This is a genomic window from Paenibacillus sp. LjRoot56 (assembly GCF_964253335.1).
Classification (GTDB): Bacteria; Bacillota; Bacilli; order Paenibacillales; family NBRC-103111; genus Paenibacillus_E; species Paenibacillus_E allorhizoplanae.
Genome location: NZ_CAXURV020000003.1, coordinates 1,250,153 through 1,268,292, shown reverse-complemented (window position 1 = coordinate 1,268,292; position 18,140 = coordinate 1,250,153). Strand labels below are relative to the sequence as shown.

Genomic DNA, 18,140 nt, shown 5'->3' with positions numbered 1-18,140 from the left:
CAACTATTAATGCGATGAAATAAAACGAAAGACTACCAAGAGGTAAGCTCTTCGGTAGCCTTTTTCATTTTGCAGATATTCGTTTAAATTCGCGAAATTACCTTATCAATCAACCCGTACACGCGCGCATCCTCTGCTTCTAAGAAGTAATCGCGATCCGTATCCCGTTCGATTTTCTCGATCGGTTGTTTGGTTGTTTCGGCAAGGATGCCATTCAGAATGCTGCGTGTGCGAAGAATATGCTGGGTGCGTATTTGAATATCACTCGCTTGACCCTGTGTACCTCCCCAAGGTTGGTGAATCATAACTTCAGCATTCGGTAGAGCAAAACGCTTACCCGGAGCACCAGCTGTCAGCAGAACAGCGCCCATGGAGGCAGCCATACCTACGCAGATCGTGGATACATCAGGTTTGATGAAGTTCATCGTGTCATAAATTGCGAGACCAGCTGAGGTAGATCCGCCTGGCGAGTTGATGTAGAGCGAAATATCTTTCTCAGGATCCTCTGCGGAAAGGAACAGAAGCTGGGCAATAATCGCGTTCGCTACTTGATCATTAACTTCCGTACCGAGGAACACGATGCGGTCTTTCAGCAATCTGGAGTAAATATCATACGAGCGCTCTCCGCGCGCGGTTTGTTCGACTACCATTGGTATGAAGCTCATTGAAATCATCCTTTCTAAGATGAAAATGGGTTATTTTGTTTACAAGATTAAGGTTTAGCGTAATTAAATGGTTTAGCGCATTAAGCGGCTTTGCATTGGATCGTATGGGTATGAACGGTAGTCTTCTGTCCAAATCCAGAGGAAACCATGATGAGTCGAATAGGTTCTTCATTTTGAAATGATGGAAACTCGCGAACCGTAACGGTTGCTTCGGAATCTATAGATGCGGCATCTTGTCGGCGATAAGATTCAATCGAAATGACTTTGCTTTTGGAGGAATCGCTTGTTTTGGCAAGGGGCTGTTCCCAAGCGATGACAGGTGATACGGATGATGGAGCAGTATCCTGCTGTGGCAGATTTGTTTGTTTCTCATGTGCTTGCCCAAGCTCTTGCTCTTGACTCATGGTAATTTTGCCTCCTCATTCCTTTGGTTTGGGATAAACGGCTAGTAATACCTGATAAGCGTCTTGATCGTCACCGCGAACACCTGCGTAGCGTTGCACTAACTGTTGGGCCATTGCTGTGTATTCTTCAATGAATGCATGTCGCTGTTGCTCCGTGCATAGCTGCACTTGAAGCTGTAGCGTCGCGCTTGGAATCACTTCACCGACATCCGACTGCTCCATGAGCAGCATAGCATCTCGGCGGATTCGCTCGGAAGTTGTCACGAGATGAGCGAGCGAGCTCTGATCCTTCAGCTTTTGCAAGGTTTCAGGCTTCATACTGAGAGATTCGGCCAGTACAAAGGTTTTGGCGATCGAACGATAGAGCACCTCGACCAGATTGCGCACTTGACGTGTACCAACGCGCGTAACTAAGCCGGCTTTCTCCAACGCTTTCAGGTGATAGTTGATGCGTTGAGCCGTCTCGCCTAAGGTGCGCGCCACTTCCGCGGCGGATCCCGGTTCTAAGAGCTGAGCGATGATTTCTCCGCGAAGCGGATTAAGCAGCACAGTTGCCTGCTCAGGGGACTCGATGTAGTAGCTGTCTTGGATCTCTTTGTCTTGTGGCATGGAGTGGATAGCCTCCGTGTACAAATTATATGTTACGTACAAATATTTTATTACGTGGGGGTGGGAAAGTCAATGGGCGGGATTATAAATCGAAAGTGTTGGATGACAAATTGGTTTTGAAATGGACAATAAAGTTTTGAAATGACAAACAAAGTTTTGAAATAAAAAAGCGTTCACTCACAATTCTGAGTGAACGCTTTTTTAACATTATAGAAAGTATAAGTTTTTTGGGGTGGAACCGGAGGTTCCCCCTTTTTAATTTTTTTGCTAAAGTAAGGATATGAAACAGGACATCCTACACTGGATCTTCTTTGATGAGCACAGGCACTGGGAAGCCTTTGTAACCAAGCATGGAAAGAATATACGATCAGTAGTACTCAAAGAAATTGAAAAGTTTCGAGACTGCGGTAACCCAAAAAAGGGATTCAAACTGATGGCCTGCGAAGGATGCCATGACTTGAAGATGGTGCCGTATCGTTGCAAAGGGCGCTTCTGTACGACATGCTCTTGTGGTGAAACGGAAGAGTGGAGTCGTGACAAAACTCCTTAATCCAAAGTTGAACAGAAAGGGCGGGAAGGTGGAGCGGTTGCCCTTTGAATCTTGTGTTCAAACCAATAAAAATATGATCAAATGTACACAAGTTCAAGAGGCAATCGTATCCCACCTTGCTGCCCTCCCACTCGCCAAACTGAACTCAATCGCCAGAGACCGTCCGCAAGGACGGTTTTTCTTATTGTAAAATAGTTAAAATAACTGTAGCAACTTACTTTTTCACTGCATGATTTTGAAGCACATGCTCAACACCAAAAATGGGAATTATGATTGTTAATGAGCAGGAGCTGAGAGATGCTGAAAATCATCTTTTTCAGTTTGTCCAGATTGGATCAATTAAACGATTGAATGGGAGAGATGTTCATGGAATTGCACAATAAGACAGCAATTATTACCGGAGCGGGGAAAGGAATCGGAAAGGCGACTGCGATTGCTTTGGCCACAGAAGGCGTACAGCTTGGTTTAATGGCAAGAACGAACAGCGACTTGGAGTCTTTACAGGCAGAATTGACCCGAACTTATGGAATTAAAGTTTTTATTGCAACCGCTGATGTATCTGTTAAGGCTGAAGTGGATGCCGCCGTTTCCAATTTGATCGAAAGACTCGGGTCCATCGATATTTTGCTTAATAATGCGGGAATGGCGCAGTTCGGTACACTGCTCGATATGGATCCCGATGTGTGGGAGAATATCATCAAAACGAATGTCCTTGGGACCTACTACGTAACTCGTGCTGCTCTGCCTGCCATGCTGAAACAAAGCAGCGGTTCTATTATTAATATTTCTTCCTCCGCCGGCGAGCGCGGAAACGCTACTGCTTCCGCCTACAGCGCCTCCAAATTTGCGGTGATCGGAATGACCGAATCCCTTATGCAGGAAGTACGGAAATCCAATATTCGGGTAACGGCCCTTACACCAAGTACCGTTAACACCGAGCTGGCATCCAATGCAGGGTTGAAAATAGGGGAAGAGGATCGGATGATGCAGCCGGAGGATGTGGCAGAGTTGATTCTGATGACTTTAAAATTACCACAGCGTGTATTCGTCAAAGCCGCTGGAATTTGGACAACCAACCCTCAATAAGATTGGAATCGAATGGGACTATGAACTCGAAAATTAACTTTGGCCGGGTTATGGGTTGACATTCTGTTGCGTAGTAACTAAAATGGTTACAACGGTGGTGATGCTAAAGTGAAACAGATTAGTAGCAGATTTTCCATTGCTGTCCATATCCTTTCTCTGATCGCAGTTAGCTCCAAAGATTGTACCGGCGATTTCATAGCGGGCAGCGTGAATACGAATCCAGTTATAATCCGCAGGATAATGGGGATGCTTAAGAAGGCGGGTTTGGTAGACATTCGTCTCGGGGTGGGCGGCGCTTCCTTGCTGAAGGATTCCGATCAGATCACGCTTCTGGACGTGTACCGCGCCGTGGAAGTCATCGAGGACGGTCAACTGTTTAATTTTCACGATGAACCGAATCTCCAATGCCCGGTTGGCCGGAATATTGAAGCGGCTCTTCGTTCGGAAATGAAGGAAGCCCAAATCGCGATGGAACAAAGGTTGGCTCAAGTGAACTTAAGCCAGCTAGCTTCTCAGTTTGTATAAAAAAGCTCTTAGAGCTTTTTTTTGCCATCGTTGTAACCAAAGTAGTTATAACTACTGTGATTATTAGATTCATACTATAGGAGGAGTTACGATGAAAATTTTGGTGACAGGCGCAACAGGGAAATTGGGATCACTTGTAGTAGAAACTTTATTGGAAACCGTACCGGCTAAGGATCTTGCCGTCAGCGTTCGCAACCCGGAGAAAGCGGAGAGCCTTCGAGCTCGCGGCGTTGATGTAAGGCTTGGGGATTTTGAACAGCCGGATACGCTAGATAAAGCGTTCGCAGGTATCGACCGCCTCTTGATCGTTTCCACGGACGGCGACAACGAAACTCGGACTCGCCAGCATACTGCGGCTGTAGCGGCTGCTAAGCGCGCTAATGTCGGTTTCATTGCTTATACCAGTTTAGGAAACGCTAGCGAGAACACGATATTCCTTGCGCCGGTGCATCGTGCCACTGAGGAAGCCATCAGAAACTCGGGGATTCCTTATTCCTACCTGCGCAACAACTGGTACTTGGAGAACGAGACTAGCAGCATTCAAGCAGTCCTTGGAGGAGCACCTTGGTTGACTTCGGCGGGATCCGGCAAAGTAGGCTGGGCGACCCGTCGCGATTATGCACAGGCAGCTGCAGCCGTACTGGCGGGCGTTGGCCATGAGAATTCCGTGTATGAGCTGTCCGGCAAACTTGCTACACAAGAAGAGCTAGCTTCTGTCCTTGCCGGTGTCTTGGGCCGGGAAGTTCCCGTTCAACAAGTGGATGACGAAACTTATGCCAGCATAATGAGCAGCGTAGGTGTACCTGAACCGGTCGTTCCGATTCTGGTTGGAATTCAGAGTGCGATTCGCGAGGGCGCATTGGAAGTCGAGAGCAATGATCTTCAGAAGCTGCTTGGACGTCCTGCCACGTCACTCGAAGAGGGTCTACGTCAAATCGTAAACGAAATTCAGGCTTAATTGAGCGTGCGAAACAGAGGTTGTTCCCGAAGGTCTAATTCGACCGGAGGGATTGCGTCTTTTTTATGCGTGTATGGAAAGTCTAGAGAATGTTTGGGGAATAGTACTTCATTATGAACAGTAATGGAGCGTAGAGGAATGAAAGTATTATCCATGATTCAACCGTGGGCGACTCTGCTTGTCCAAGGCGAGACTCTCTATGAAACAAGATCCTGGAAGACCCGGTATCGCGGACCGTTGGCCATTCATGCAAGCCAGAAAGTCGATAAGCAGGCCTGCAAATATGAACCCATCCGTTCTTTACTCGCCAAGAATGGCTATACGGAACAAAACCTCCCTACGGGGGTTATCCTTGCAACTTGCGAGCTTACGAATTGTTATCAAGTCATCGACGCTAATCATACGTCAGCCATTCTGGATTGCGGGAAGGTCGTGACGGGGGATGACTTCCTGTTAGGCGATTACAGTCCAGGTTATTTTGCGTGGGAAATAGCGGGTTTCCGTCTGCTGAAGACCTATATTCCAGTGAAGGGAAAACTGGGACTATGGGAATATCCGATAGGCGAAGAGTTGATGATATGACCTATGTAAACAGTCAATTAATGGAAGTTCTGACTTGGCCAATCACTTATTTTCTCCTTATGAAATTAAAGGTTTACAATTGAAAAATCGGGTAGTCATGGCCCCCATGTGCCAATATTCCGTAGCCGCTATGGATGGCAAACCCAACGAATGGCATTATGTTCACTACCTTAGCCGCGCAATTGGCGGTGCAGCCTTGATCATCATGGAAATGACTGACGTTGAGCCGGATGGTCGAATAACCGACTTTGATTTAGTTATTTGGTCCGATGACCATATTCCGGCATTTTCCAGAATTATTGATGAGGTTCATGCTCACGGGGCCAAGATTGGGATTCAAATTGCTCATGCTGGCCGAAAAGCGGAAGATGCTAAAGAGCCAGTGGCCCCTTCCGCTATACCATATCCGGGATCCCGCTATAAGATGCCCCGTGCACTGAAAATATCGGGTGACAATAAAGTTTTGAAGTAACAAATAAAGTTTTGAAGTAACAAACATAGTTTTGAAGTATAAAAAGTGTTCCTCCTTTTGGTGGCGAGATTGTACAGTAAGAAATTGTCCTTATTAGTCAGCAGTTGCGTTCACTCTATTGGGTGAGCGCATATTTTATTTAGTAATAGTTAAATTGGTTTGGCGCCCCCCAAGAACTCTTACTAATACTGTGTTTTTCTTACAATGGGAAGGTATTCACCTTTTTATGGCAGGACAAACGGTATCCCAAATATTCTTTCTCCGTTTCAAATCTATGCGAATAATAATTCTAAATATGGGGTATACAGCAGTACCGACTTTTTCAGCGACCGTTATGTTTATAGTGATCCGTTTAAGCCTGGAGCAGAGGGGCAAGGGAACGGTTACGACAAACAATATGCCATAGATAATACTCATGCTTCAATTTTATTCACTTTAGCAAAGTCAGGGGACGGACTACAAGATGTTCAAAGTATAGTTAATGCCGTAGAAAATGGATTATATGACGTCACAAAAGAGGATTTGATTGAAGCCGCTCAGTCGCATGTTAACCAAATGGTTCGTCTAGGCATCTTTAATGAAGTTGATGAAAAAGGGATCCCTAAATACTATCCATTTGCAAGTGGTGCGAAAGATGTTTCCGTAACTGAATCTACCTATGCAGTAGTGGAACATCAGGAGGTAGCATTGAGAGCTGCACAAGAAAGCATTGTGTTGTTAAAGAATGATGGAGCTCTTCCATTGGCGAAGAATAAAAAAGCGGCGATTTCAGGGATATATGCGGATTCGAGGTTTAAAACTTCTAAATCTTTAGGCACAACTCCCGGCTTGCCAAATTCGGGAGAAGCTCCCCTAACGTCAATCATAAAACAAGTAGGTTCTGCTAACGTTTCCTACAATACCGGAAGCAAGGTAATTGCACTAACTTCCAAATGGAATGGTGGGTCGGTAACTTTGAATACAGTGATCTAACTGTACCACACTCCATTAACGACAAAGACCCGTTCATAGTTACAGTTAATATGAAAAACACTGGTCAGGTGAATACTTCAGAGGTTGTTCAGTTGTATATGAAGAATAATGATTCGGCTTATGGTGTAAATGCACCTTCCAAAAAGCTGGTCTCATACGAAAAGGTGGCACTCAATGCAGGAGAAACGAAAAATGTAACGTTAAAGGTCGATCCAAACGATATGGCTGTTTGGGATGTGAATAAAGGTGATTTACATGTAGAGAGTGGGGTCTACACGGTTATGGTAGGCGCTTCATCTCAAGATATCCGGCTTCAACAGGACGTACAAGTCACGGGAACCCCTCTTCAGCCGCTTAATATTTACAAACCTTTTAACGTGTTCGACCACTCCTTTACCTCGAATGATATCATTTACTATGAGGTAGCCAAGGAGCGTACGGCAGTCAATCTGAAAGAGAAGAAAGTTGTAGCTGGCTACTATGCCGTGGGATCCAAGAAAAATGGTTCATGGACCGCTATTCCAAAAGTTAACTTGACGGCAGCCAAACAGATAACAGCACGTGTCGCTTCCAATGCTTCTGGTGGTGTAATTACACTGCATGCTGATTCACCGACAAATGCACCAATAGCTGTTCTTGATGTACCGATTACTGGACCCAAATCCTATACCATTGCAAATGCAAACGTATCAGTTACTGAACTCGGATATACGGATATAACTGTTGATTTGAGCAAAACGACTCTGATTGGTAATCACGATCTGTATGTTGTGTTCAAAGCCCCAGATCTTCGTATTGATACGCTTTCGTTCCAAACGAAACCGGCTGTCAAAGCGGTTGGTCATATTACAGCATCCCAAAATAACCCGAAAGTTGATGTAGAGGCCGTCGAAGCACCATTCGGTATTAGCGCTACTGAATTAAAGAATTGGACGTTTGATTCAGGAAATAGCGGTTTGACTCTCGGATCCGTTACAGTAAACGAAACAGGAACTATGGCAACCCTTCAGTTGTCGGGGACTGCATCGTCAGGAGGTACACTTACTGTTACTCCTAAAGCAGATGCTTTTAACGGTAATGTTATTGATGGAAATGTTATTACATTCACCATCGAAAGCACGAGCTCCAATTCGGGTACAGACACACCCCAGACTTCCACACCAAGTGTAGGGAATCAGGGCAATGGGAAACCTACAGCTCCACAAGCAATTGTTGAGAAGTTAACCGTCGAAGAAAGGCGCAAAGTAGAGCAAGTCAAGTCGCCAGGAGTAACGCTCTTAGGAACACCAATTAAGATTTCTTTTGAAAATAAGAATGGGCTATATGTTGTTGTCCAGGTAAATGTAATTCCTGCAATCGGACAAAACATTACCACTTTGGCTAGGGTTAATGATGATGGAAGCTTGTCACCTGTACCAAGTATGATAACTACAGATGCGAATGGAAATACGGTAATACAGTCTATGGTTTCCTCGGAAGGTTTGTATGTACCGGTTTCAGTTCAACGACATTTTACTGATGTACCGGACATTGCTTGGTATGCAAAGGATGTTGCTGAGGCAAGTGGTTTGCTCTTGATCAATGGGGTGACAGAGACGACGATCGATCCATCCTCGGCCACATCGGCTGCTCAGACATTAATGGTAGCACTAAATGTACTCGGCATATCACCAGAGAAAAAGTCAGTGGATTCGAAATGGTTTGAAGCTGTCGTTAGGACCGCAAGCAAGCTAGGTTTGATTGATTATTCCTCCCTTCCTTCGGATAAACCAAATTCTCGAGGGGAAATGGCCCTTGTACTTACTAATGTTTTAAAATCTGCAGGTATCGATGTGTCATTATCTGATAATGAAATAAATGCTTTACTCAATGATTATTCTGATGCAAAAGATGCAAATGCTGAACATCGGAAGGCGCTCGCAGTTATATTGAAGCAGGGGATACTTATAGGAATATCTGCGAACGAGATTGCTCCGAATGATGTTCTAACGAGGGCACAGCTTGCAACTGTAGCGCTACGCGCCCGCAATATTATAATGAAGAATGTAATTCAGTAATTTAAGTGTTCTCCTTGTAAGTGTGGATAGAAACCATCATTTGTTTAAAACACTGCCATGGCAAATTGCCCTGGCTTTTCTATTGCCTACACATTTAGTAATGGTATTCTTGTCGCTATTCATGGCAGGAAAGAAGATTTTGATGACCTTGACAGAACATGTTGTCTAACATATAGTTGTCTAAACAACTATATGTTAGAGGGGGTATCATACATGCCAAACGAATCTCGTATGCTGCCGATTGGATTTGCGATGGGCGTTACATACCGGAAACTGGCGGCTTTGTTTCAGCAAAGGCTGAGCGGGCACGGCATTACGCCCGAGCAGTGGTCTGCGTTGAATCAGATCGATCGCGCTCAAGGTTTGATCCAGCGTGAAATCGCCGAACGGACCGGCAAGGACAAGCCGACGACGACACGGATTTTGGATCATTTGGAGAAGAAGGGGCTTATCTATAAGAAACCGGGGAACCGGGACAGGCGATCATTTCTCGTATATAGCACGGAGCTCGGGCAAGCGGTTATCCGCGTAACGACGCCAATCGAAGACAGTGTGACTTCGGAGGTAAAAGCATGCATTTCGGAAGAGGAGTACGAAATCATGATGGAGCTGCTGCTGCGCATTCAACTGCATATCGGCGGGAAACTCGGACATACGGAGCTGATCGAAGACTAATAACATTAGATTAATGCTGATAGGAGATGATAAAGTGCAGCAAGATCAACAACAAACTCCATTATGGACGAGGCAGTTCATCGCTTTGACAACTTGTTTTTTTCTGTTATTCCTAAGTTTGCAAATGCTCCTTTCGTCCTTCCCAGCCTACGTGAAAGATGAATTTCACACGGGAAATATCCAGGCGAGCCTTGTAACGTCTGTATTCGCGCTGGCGGCTATCCTATCGCGTTTCGCGACCGCAGCCCTCATGCAATGTGTTTCGCGGATGAAGCTGTTGCTCGCGGGTCTTATTGTTGCTGCGGTAACGACGGCGCTGTACTCTGCGGCAAGCTCTTTTGCCACATTATTGTCGCTACGCATTGGCTACGGCATTGGCTTTGGTATGGCGAGCACGATTCTTCCGACGCTGGTATCCCGTATCATCCCGTTGCGCCGAATGGGTGAGGGAATCGGTTATTTCGGGTTGTCGACTAGTCTGGCCATGTCGATTGGTCCGTCCATCGGGCTGAATGTGATGAAACAAGCTGGTTTCTTGCAATTGACGATGATTGGATTGATTACATCCTTGGTTATCTTCCCGGTCTTGTGGGTGTCGCGTGTTAAGCGGGAACAAGCCCCTGTGGAGCAAACGAAGCCTATTCGGCAAGTCGTTCTACCTATAGCCAGTGCCAAACCAGAATTCAACCTAAGACTGCTGTTTCCCGCACTGCTGAACGTATTTCTCTCCATCACGTACAGCGGTCTGCTTAGTTTTCTCGCATTATTCGGCGATTACGTACATATCAAACAGGTCGGTTTATTCTTCATGTTCAACGCCGTCACGATAATTCTCGTACGTCCGTTTTCGGGGCGCATTTTCGACCGATTCGGACATGCGTTGGTGCTCATTCCCGCGGGATTGTTCGTCACGGCCAGCATGGCGGTGCTGTCGATTACGCATGCCATGCCGATGCTGATAGTGTCCGCGCTGCTATATGGAGTCGGATTCGGCGCCATTCAGCCTACGATTCAAGCCTGGATGCTGCGAATCTCGAAACCGGAGCAGTATGGTATGGCGAACAGTATGTTCTACAATTCAACGGATTTCGGCGTTGCGCTCGGTGCGATTCTGCTTGGTGCCATTTCGACGGTAACCAACTACTCGGTGATGTACAGATACTCGGCGGGAGTAATGGCAGTGTTCGTTCTTTTTGGAGCGCTGCAGCATTTCATGGCGACTAGACGCGTCAAAAGAAGCAATGATATCGTGGTAGGTTCATGATCGAATGCTGTACAAAAACGGTAGTATCCGCAATCTCATAGACTTCATTTCTCCGTACACTCAATTTGCGAATTTCAGGAAGGCCAATAAAGCGATTCTATCGTCTGAACGATTCTCGTTAGGGTTTTTCCCTCTTGTAGGCAAAAAAGGTTTGTTAAGAAGTACTTCATAACTTATTTGTAATTCAGTTTTCTCACTCGAAAACACCACTTCAAAACTTAATTTGTAAATCGATTTTATTAGAGAAGCCAAGCCAGCAAACCCTTGCGTTTGCTGGTTTCTTGCACTTCAGAACTTATTTGTCACCCAACATAATTTTATGTATGGAGGATATGCTTACTGCATAGTTTCACACATTCTGAAAAATAGACGATGAATCGCAATAATCAACGATTGAGGATTGAAGCGTATGCTGCTTATACTGAGGGAATAAATAATCAATCATTTACTATGGAGATGAATATGGATAATCGTATATGGTTTAAACAACCTGCACAAAATTGGAATGAAGCTATTCCTATTGGAAATGGTCGCATAGGGGCCATGATCTTCGGAGATCCTTTGAAAGAAAGAATTCAGATAAACGAAGATTCTATTTGGTATGGCGGACCTCAGGATCGGAACAACCCGGATGCGTTAACTCATCTATCTGTCATTCGAGGCTTGCTCTTTGATGGCAAACTGAAAGAAGCGCATCAATTAGCTGAAACCGCTTTCTCTGGAACCCCATGTAGTCAAAGACATTATATGCCTGCGGGAGATTTGCTAATAATTGCGGACAAGGAAGGTGAAGTGTCTCATTATTCCAGGCATTTGGATATGGAGCGGGCAGTTGCAGTCACTTCCTATGAGCAAGATGGTTATCGTTATCGGAGCGAGGCATTTGCCAGTTACCCAGACGGCATCCTTGTCATTCGGCTGGAAACGGATTGCCCTAAGGGGATGTTTCTCCGCGTGCGCTTCGATAGGAAAAAGGGGAAATACGTAGATTTTACGGAAAAACGAGGAACTAACAGCCTTGTGATGCGAAATAGCTGTTACGGTACAGATGGAAACGACTATGCTCTTATGGTTCAAGCCCATACAGATGCAGGAACGACGAAAACCATTGGTGAGCATTTAGTTGTGGAAGGCGCTAAAAGCGTCGAATTCAGGGTAGCGGTCGCTACAACTTTTCGTTATGCAAATGCGGAGCTGGCTTGCCAGCAAAAGTTGGATCTTGTTTCGCTCTTTTCCTATTCGGAGTTGTTGACTCGCCATATAAACGATCATAGTCATCTGTTTCAGCGAGTCTCACTACATTTGCATGATGATCACATGGAAGAGAATCTTGCACTTTCTACGCCAGAAAGATTGGAACGAATGAAGCAAGGCTACGATGACATGGCACTGATCAGTTTGTATTTTCAGTTCGGCCGATATTTACTGATTGCCAGCAGCAGGCAAGGCAGCTTGCCCTCGAACCTTCAAGGAATATGGAATGATGAAATGCTTCCTCCGTGGGATAGCAAATTTACCATTAATATAAATACGCAAATGAACTACTGGCACGCAGAAACATGCAATCTCTCCGAATGTCATGTCCCTTTGTTCGATTTGATTGAGAGAATGAGAGAGCCAGGCAGAAGGACGGCTTTGGTCATGTATGGCTGCCGTGGCTTCGTGGCTCATCATAACACAGACATTTGGGCGGATACCGCTCCACAGGATATTTATCCTCCTGCGACGTATTGGACGCTGGGCGCGGTTTGGCTATGTTTGCATTTATGGGAGCACTACTTGTTTACACAGGACCGCACATTCTTAGCTCAAGCATATGAAACAATGAAAGAGGCAGCGTTATTTTTCGTCGATTTTCTCACGGAATCCCCAGAAGGTGTGTTGGTGACGGCCCCTTCCGTATCTCCAGAAAATACGTATATCTTGCCGGGAGGCGAATCAGGAACGCTATGCTATGGGCCAGCTATGGATAGTCAAATTTTGACGGAGCTGTTCGAAGGCTGTTGCGCTGCAGCTCAATTCCTTGGTGTGGATGAATCGTTTTGTGATGAACTCAAACGCATCATGGAGCGGATGCCCGCAACTCAGATCGGCAGGTTTGGTCAAATTCAAGAATGGCTCGAAGATTATGAGGAAGCGGAGCCAGGGCATCGGCATATTTCTCATCTATTCGCCTTGCATCCTGGAACGAAAATTAGTCCGAACACAACACCTGATCTTGCTGCTGCTGCAAAAGTAACGTTAGAACGAAGACTCAACAATGGCGGCGGACATACAGGTTGGAGTCGCGCTTGGATCATCAACTTCTGGGCCAGGCTTCAAGATGGAGACGAAGCATATCATCATATTGAGGAATTGCTGAGGCACTCAACGCTGCCGAACCTGTTTGATAATCACCCTCCTTTTCAAATTGACGGCAATTTTGGTGGTACGGCTGGTATCGCTGAGTTATTGCTTCAAAGTCACCACGGCGTGCTTCATTTGCTGCCTGCGCTTCCTTCCCGCTGGAAGCGAGGCTGGGTTACTGGACTTCGGGCAAGAGGTGGATATGAGGTCGATATGGAATGGAACGAAGGGAAGCTGAAGAAAGCAGTCATTAGGGCGGATAATGAAGGAGACTGCCTGATTCGCCTCATTTCGGTGACTCCGCTGGAAATCGTAGATGCTACCGGTAATTCGGTTGCCTTCTATCTTGATGGGGATATAATTGTTGTTCACATGCAACCAATGCAAAAAATCAGTATCGTTTGATTAATCTATGCGCACTGGGGAGTTGAGCAAGTTGACTCTCCTTTCTTTCCCTTTAGGTATCGGTTGCAGTCTTCTGTATAATGGAATCTAAGAGAGAAAAGGGGTTCTGCCGATGCTTCCTAAAAGTTTAGTTTTTTTTCGCCAACATAGTATTTTTGTGAAATGGTTGCTCATATTGAATATTGTTATTCTAATTTCTATTGTTACAGTGGGCGGTATTTCATATGTGACTTCATCTTCGCTGCTTATCGAAGAATCGGAACACTCAAGCAGTGTTTATTTGGAGCAGGCAAGGGATAACACAGACAAAGAGATCCTAGTTCTGGACAGTATGACGCAACAAATTGCGTTGCAACCGAATACACGTCGGACGATATATCAATCCTCTAATGGAGAAGTAAATAACGAACCGCTCTATGCGGAATTAGTGAAATACCTTAGTAGCGTGAAACTCTCAAATCCGATTGTGGCTAACCTCTGGTTAGATCCTACGAAGGAGTCCTTTACGATCAGTAACGATGCTAAATATGAGAAAGATTTTTTTTACAGCAGCATCTTTCCATTTCACCCTAATAAGAATGAGTTCAATCAAAAACGCAGTCAGTTTGGCGTCTCCTATTTGGGGGCGGTTAAGGTTAACGACACTCAGCAACTGCTATTTGGTAGACCGGCTCCCATTGAAGAGACGGTTTTTCGAGGCGTCATCTACGCAAGCGTGGATGGTTCTAAATTTCTAAACGGGATCAATAGCTCTAAGCTGGGAGACGATACGGGTGTATTTATAACGGATTCGCTAGGAAATATTGTGATTAAGAACAATCGCTTAAAGGAAACAAATGAAGAGAAAATAGGAGAAATATTGAAAGATATTATGAAGACAGTGAATGACAAACAGCACAGTACGGGTTCCCTCCATGTTCGTGTTGCGAAGGGGAAGGAGTATCTCGTCGTATACACTTCTTCTAATGTGAATGACTGGAACTATATGAGTATGGTACCGATTACAACCATTACTGAGAAATCCCGTCGAATTCAAAGTATAACGATCGTTGCCGTCCTAATTTGCCTAGCCTGCGGCCTAATCGTGTCCTACATGCTAACGAGGAGAATCTACGAACCGATTAACCGCATTATTCAATACATTAATGTGATCGGCGTTGGCGGCAGAATCAGTTCAAATCGTGAGAACAAGCAGAATGAATTAGTATTCATCAATCAATTGATTGATACGGTACATAACCGTTATGAAAGTCTTAAGAATACCTTTGAACAACAGGTACCGGCACTCCGCCAAAAGTTTTTGAACGATCTGATTGAAGGTAGAGCCTATTCAGCGAAATGGGAAGAAACGACGACTTCCATTCAACTAGACTTGCCATTCCCCTCCTTTCAACTTATCGTTTTCGAGTCAATGGATTTCTTTCTAAACCAAATTGTCAGCAGCGGCGAAACGATCATGGAAGCATTCGATGAAGCTTTCTCAAGATTTGCGGCAGTCGGATTATCGATTCATTATGTTCCTAAACATAATAATATGATTGTGGTCATTGTGAATTTGGATTTGGAGACTAGCGATCCCGAGAAAATATTTGAATTTGCTCATCATGTGAATGTTACTTTCGAAAGGTTGTACCACAAAAAGTTCACGGTAGGTATTGGAAGAGCATACGACACCCATTCCAACATTCCGCATTCTTACTTGGAAGCATTGAGTGCACTACATTATAAAGTTGTAAAAGGTCAAGGCGAAATTATTTTCGTGGATGAGGTGCCTGTCAATCCACAAACCATCCTGAACTATTCCTTGGATATGGAGAAACAGTTGATTAATCAACTGAAAACGTCCGACATTGATGAGTCTCGAAAATCACTTGATCGCATTTTATCTAGTAATCTGGGTAGAGAGTTGTCTTCACCCGAGCTCATTCAACAATTATTCAGGGCACTTGCTGGAACTACTGTGCGTACGATATATGAGATAGGGGCGACTATGGAAGTGGTGCTGGGGTCAGACTCCAGAATATATTCAGATATTGATAAGAGCTCTACGGTAGAGGCAAAACGGAAAGTATTAATTCAGGCATTTGAAGCTATTCAACTCTATATTCAAGACCGTACTGAGAATCAATATGAGAAGTTGTTTGCCAATATTCGCGAATATGTTGAGCAGCACTATAATGAGGAGTTATCACTTCCCCAGCTAGGGAAGGAACTTAAGATGTCACCGACCTATCTTAGCAGTAAATTTAAAGAAATAACGGGGATGAAGTTTGTAGACTTCGTGAATATTCGTAGAATCGAACAAGCGAAAACATACTTGAAAAGTACAGAAGATCCCGTACAAGTGATCGCGGAAAAAGTTGGCTTCGTTAATGCAAACACATTTATTAAAGTATTTAAGAAACATGAAGGAGTAACACCAGGCCAATATCGTTCTTTACCTTAATTGTACTTCGAAGATTACCGGTTCCTGCCAAAGCAGGGATCGGTTTTTTTATGTAAACGCAAAATATTACGATGGATCCCAAAAAAAGAAGATCAGATTTGAGTTTAGAACGATCTTACGAAAGAATGATCGATTTACGGAAATGAGGGTAGCAGACATAATAGGGGCATGAGCTGGAATATTGGATTCCGCTAGAAAGGGGATGCCTATGAACATCGAGAACGCCACAGGTGATGTTGTAAAATCAAGAACTAAAGTAAGCGAGAGAAGCGGAACAAAATTAAAGAAACGCCTGCTAAACGAGTATCACCTTTATTTGATGTTTATACCTGTCCTAGTGTACTATGCGCTTTTCAAATATGCGCCGATGCTGGGAGCCATTGTGTTATCTTTCCTTGATTATGATATTTTTAAAGGATTCGCCAATAGTCATTTCGTTGGGTTGAAGCATTTCGTGGCATTTTTCGAATCGGTTTATTTTCTAAGGCTATTGAAAAACACGTTATTACTTAATCTAATGAATTTATTGTTTGTGTTTCCTGCGCCTATCATATTCGCACTACTCATTAACGAGATCCGCAGCCGTGTAGTAAAAAGAACCGTACAAACCGTCAGCTACTTACCCCATTTTGTCTCTACGGTTATCGTGGCCAGCATGGCTGTTACGTTCTTGTCACCAAGTGTGGGGATGATTAACAATATACTCGCCATGTTTGGAGTTGAAAGGATTCATTTTTTGATGAAACCGGAATACTTCAAATGGATTTACACAGCTATTGATAGTTGGCAAACGATTGGTTGGTCTGCCATATTGTATTTCGCAGCATTGACTGGTATCAACAGCGAATTGTACGAAGCTGCGATGGTTGATGGAGCAAGCCGGTGGAAGCAGGCGATTCATATTACGATTCCTGGTATTGCTTCGACGATCATCATCTTGTTGCTGCTTAAGATAGGCCATATGCTTGAAGTCGGATATGAGCTGATATTGCTTCTGTATAATCCAACTACTTACGTTACAGCGGACGTAATCAATACCTATGTTTACCGTAAGGGAATCATCGACTCTAGCTATAGTTTTGCTAGTGCCGTGGGATTTTTCCAATCGATAATTGGGTTGATCTTGATCGTTGCTGCAAACCGTCTGGCCAAGAAATATTCTGAAACTAGCATGTGGTAAGGGAGGATACAGTTCATGCCAAATCAACGGTTAACCATAGGGAGAGTAAGTTTCAATATCGTAAATGCCGTCATCATGATCGCTGTTGTCGTATTGACGCTGTACCCTTTTCTTTATATTTTAGCTTCTTCGTTAAGCGAGCCAATCTATATCCAGCAGGGGAAAATTACGATATTCCCTAAGGGTCTTAACTGGAAAGCTTATCAACTTGTGTTTGAATTTCCGATGCTGGGAAGATCCTATCTCAATACGGTCGTGTACACGATTACGGGAACACTGGTTAGTATCACTTTGACAGTATTAGCTGCGTACCCATTATCAAGGAGAAATATGTGGGGTAGAAAAGCATTTACAACAGTTATTCTTCTGCCAATGTTGTTCTCAGGGGGCATTATTCCAGCTTTCCTTGTCGTCAATGCTCTCGGTATGAGGGATTCTATATGGGCTATTATTATACCTGGTGCTGTAACTTCCTTTTATGTATTCATCATGCGTACTTTTTTTGAAGCGATTCCACAAGAGCTGGAGGAAGCGGCTAGAATTGATGGGTGCTCACATATCCAAATTTTGCTAAGAATTGTGCTTCCCCTTTCTCTGCCTTCGTTAGCGACAATAGGACTCTTTTATGCGGTTGCGCAGTGGAATAGTTTCTTTCCAGCTATGCTTTATTTAAGCTCCAAATCGATGCAGCCTATTCAATTATTGCTACGCGACATTGTTATTATGAATGATACGGATTCTGTATTGGGTGGAACGGACGCCTCTGAGAGGGCGTTAAGGGGAGAAACTGTAAAATATGCAACGATTATGGCTGCAACACTGCCAATTTTGGTGGTATATCCATTCGTTCAGAAATATTTCGTTCAAGGTGCAATGGTGGGATCCGTTAAAGGGTAACACATGTCTATTGTAGTCATAGGCGATAGCCTTTGATTGATACATGA

General features: G+C 44.4%; 15 protein-coding genes and 2 pseudogenes. 14 read left to right on the top strand and 3 right to left on the bottom strand.

All coding sequences use genetic code 11. The annotated features are described in order from the left end of the window. Positions 1 to 83: 83 nt before the first annotated feature. From clpP to ACSQ8O_RS24695, 3 genes are all read right to left on the bottom strand, one after another. Entirely contained in the window at positions 84 to 665 is a 582-nt protein-coding gene (gene clpP / locus ACSQ8O_RS24705) for an ATP-dependent Clp endopeptidase proteolytic subunit ClpP (RefSeq protein WP_056613869.1), read from the bottom strand. Between the two features lie 80 nt (positions 666 to 745). Next, positions 746 to 1,069 carry a hypothetical protein gene (locus ACSQ8O_RS24700; protein WP_236289351.1) on the bottom strand — a complete coding sequence of 108 codons (324 nt, stop codon included), beginning with the start codon at positions 1,067 to 1,069 and terminating at the stop codon, positions 746 to 748. A gap of 15 nt (positions 1,070 to 1,084) precedes the next feature. Next, on the bottom strand, positions 1,085 to 1,678 hold the full coding sequence (locus ACSQ8O_RS24695; protein ID WP_436243781.1) for an ArsR/SmtB family transcription factor: 594 nt from the start codon (positions 1,676 to 1,678) through the stop codon (positions 1,085 to 1,087). A 280-nt stretch (positions 1,679 to 1,958) separates the two neighbouring features. Between ACSQ8O_RS24695 and ACSQ8O_RS24690 the strand changes: the two are divergent. The 14 genes and pseudogenes from ACSQ8O_RS24690 to ACSQ8O_RS24625 all read left to right on the top strand — a co-directional run. Next, positions 1,959 to 2,213: pseudogene (locus ACSQ8O_RS24690) on the top strand (transposase zinc-binding domain-containing protein); the annotation flags it as partial. 381 nt (positions 2,214 to 2,594) lie between these two features. Then, positions 2,595 to 3,314: a 3-ketoacyl-ACP reductase gene (locus ACSQ8O_RS24685; protein ID WP_173193800.1), complete on the top strand. Its 720-nt coding sequence runs from the start codon at positions 2,595 to 2,597 to the stop codon at positions 3,312 to 3,314. A gap of 108 nt (positions 3,315 to 3,422) precedes the next feature. Continuing rightward, entirely contained in the window at positions 3,423 to 3,839 is a 417-nt protein-coding gene (locus ACSQ8O_RS24680; RefSeq protein ID WP_436243780.1) for an Rrf2 family transcriptional regulator, read from the top strand. Between the two features lie 91 nt (positions 3,840 to 3,930). Beyond that, complete coding sequence (locus ACSQ8O_RS24675) at positions 3,931 to 4,797, top strand: SDR family oxidoreductase (protein ID WP_436243779.1); 867 nt, start codon at positions 3,931 to 3,933, stop codon at positions 4,795 to 4,797. 138 nt (positions 4,798 to 4,935) lie between these two features. Further along, a complete protein-coding gene (locus ACSQ8O_RS24670) occupies positions 4,936 to 5,379 on the top strand; it encodes a 2-oxoglutarate dehydrogenase E1 (protein ID WP_436243778.1) in 444 nt (147 codons plus the stop codon). A gap of 34 nt (positions 5,380 to 5,413) precedes the next feature. Then, positions 5,414 to 5,818 (top strand): annotated as a pseudogene (locus ACSQ8O_RS24665) (NADPH dehydrogenase); the annotation flags it as partial. A gap of 237 nt (positions 5,819 to 6,055) precedes the next feature. Next, positions 6,056 to 6,823, top strand: a complete 768-nt coding sequence (locus tag ACSQ8O_RS24660; RefSeq protein WP_436243777.1) for a hypothetical protein — start codon at positions 6,056 to 6,058, stop codon at positions 6,821 to 6,823. Further along, complete coding sequence (locus ACSQ8O_RS24655; protein ID WP_436243776.1) at positions 6,784 to 8,880, top strand: fibronectin type III-like domain-contianing protein; 2,097 nt, start codon at positions 6,784 to 6,786, stop codon at positions 8,878 to 8,880. The genes ACSQ8O_RS24660 and ACSQ8O_RS24655 overlap by 40 nt, the downstream gene beginning before the upstream one ends. Positions 8,881 to 9,093: 213 nt before the next feature. Then, positions 9,094 to 9,555, top strand: a complete 462-nt coding sequence (locus ACSQ8O_RS24650; RefSeq protein WP_436243775.1) for a MarR family winged helix-turn-helix transcriptional regulator — start codon at positions 9,094 to 9,096, stop codon at positions 9,553 to 9,555. A gap of 34 nt (positions 9,556 to 9,589) precedes the next feature. After that, a complete protein-coding gene (locus ACSQ8O_RS24645; RefSeq protein ID WP_436243774.1) occupies positions 9,590 to 10,819 on the top strand; it encodes an MFS transporter in 1,230 nt (409 codons plus the stop codon). 462 nt (positions 10,820 to 11,281) lie between these two features. Next, a complete protein-coding gene (locus ACSQ8O_RS24640; RefSeq protein ID WP_436243773.1) occupies positions 11,282 to 13,570 on the top strand; it encodes a glycoside hydrolase family 95 protein in 2,289 nt (762 codons plus the stop codon). A 112-nt stretch (positions 13,571 to 13,682) separates the two neighbouring features. Continuing rightward, complete coding sequence (locus ACSQ8O_RS24635) at positions 13,683 to 16,016, top strand: helix-turn-helix domain-containing protein (RefSeq protein ID WP_436243772.1); 2,334 nt, start codon at positions 13,683 to 13,685, stop codon at positions 16,014 to 16,016. Between the two features lie 208 nt (positions 16,017 to 16,224). Further along, on the top strand, positions 16,225 to 17,196 hold the full coding sequence (locus tag ACSQ8O_RS24630; RefSeq protein ID WP_436243771.1) for an ABC transporter permease: 972 nt from the start codon (positions 16,225 to 16,227) through the stop codon (positions 17,194 to 17,196). Positions 17,197 to 17,211: 15 nt separating this feature from the next. Further along, on the top strand, positions 17,212 to 18,093 hold the full coding sequence (locus ACSQ8O_RS24625) for a carbohydrate ABC transporter permease (RefSeq protein ID WP_436243770.1): 882 nt from the start codon (positions 17,212 to 17,214) through the stop codon (positions 18,091 to 18,093). The last annotated feature ends 47 nt before the right edge of the window (positions 18,094 to 18,140 follow it).

Coding starts and splice junctions, on each gene's coding strand:
- clpP (WP_056613869.1), bottom strand. CDS start 665: ATGAGCTTCATACCAATGGTAGTCGAACAAACCGCGCGCGGAGAGCGC.
- ACSQ8O_RS24700 (WP_236289351.1), bottom strand. CDS start 1,069: ATGAGTCAAGAGCAAGAGCTTGGGCAAGCACATGAGAAACAAACAAAT.
- ACSQ8O_RS24695 (WP_436243781.1), bottom strand. CDS start 1,678: ATGCCACAAGACAAAGAGATCCAAGACAGCTACTACATCGAGTCCCCT.
- ACSQ8O_RS24685 (WP_173193800.1), top strand. CDS start 2,595: ATGGAATTGCACAATAAGACAGCAATTATTACCGGAGCGGGGAAAGGA.
- ACSQ8O_RS24675 (WP_436243779.1), top strand. CDS start 3,931: ATGAAAATTTTGGTGACAGGCGCAACAGGGAAATTGGGATCACTTGTA.
- ACSQ8O_RS24670 (WP_436243778.1), top strand. CDS start 4,936: ATGAAAGTATTATCCATGATTCAACCGTGGGCGACTCTGCTTGTCCAA.
- ACSQ8O_RS24660 (WP_436243777.1), top strand. CDS start 6,056: ATGGGAAGGTATTCACCTTTTTATGGCAGGACAAACGGTATCCCAAAT.
- ACSQ8O_RS24655 (WP_436243776.1), top strand. CDS start 6,784: ATGGAATGGTGGGTCGGTAACTTTGAATACAGTGATCTAACTGTACCA.
- ACSQ8O_RS24650 (WP_436243775.1), top strand. CDS start 9,094: ATGCCAAACGAATCTCGTATGCTGCCGATTGGATTTGCGATGGGCGTT.
- ACSQ8O_RS24640 (WP_436243773.1), top strand. CDS start 11,282: ATGGATAATCGTATATGGTTTAAACAACCTGCACAAAATTGGAATGAA.
- ACSQ8O_RS24635 (WP_436243772.1), top strand. CDS start 13,683: ATGCTTCCTAAAAGTTTAGTTTTTTTTCGCCAACATAGTATTTTTGTG.
- ACSQ8O_RS24630 (WP_436243771.1), top strand. CDS start 16,225: ATGAACATCGAGAACGCCACAGGTGATGTTGTAAAATCAAGAACTAAA.
- ACSQ8O_RS24625 (WP_436243770.1), top strand. CDS start 17,212: ATGCCAAATCAACGGTTAACCATAGGGAGAGTAAGTTTCAATATCGTA.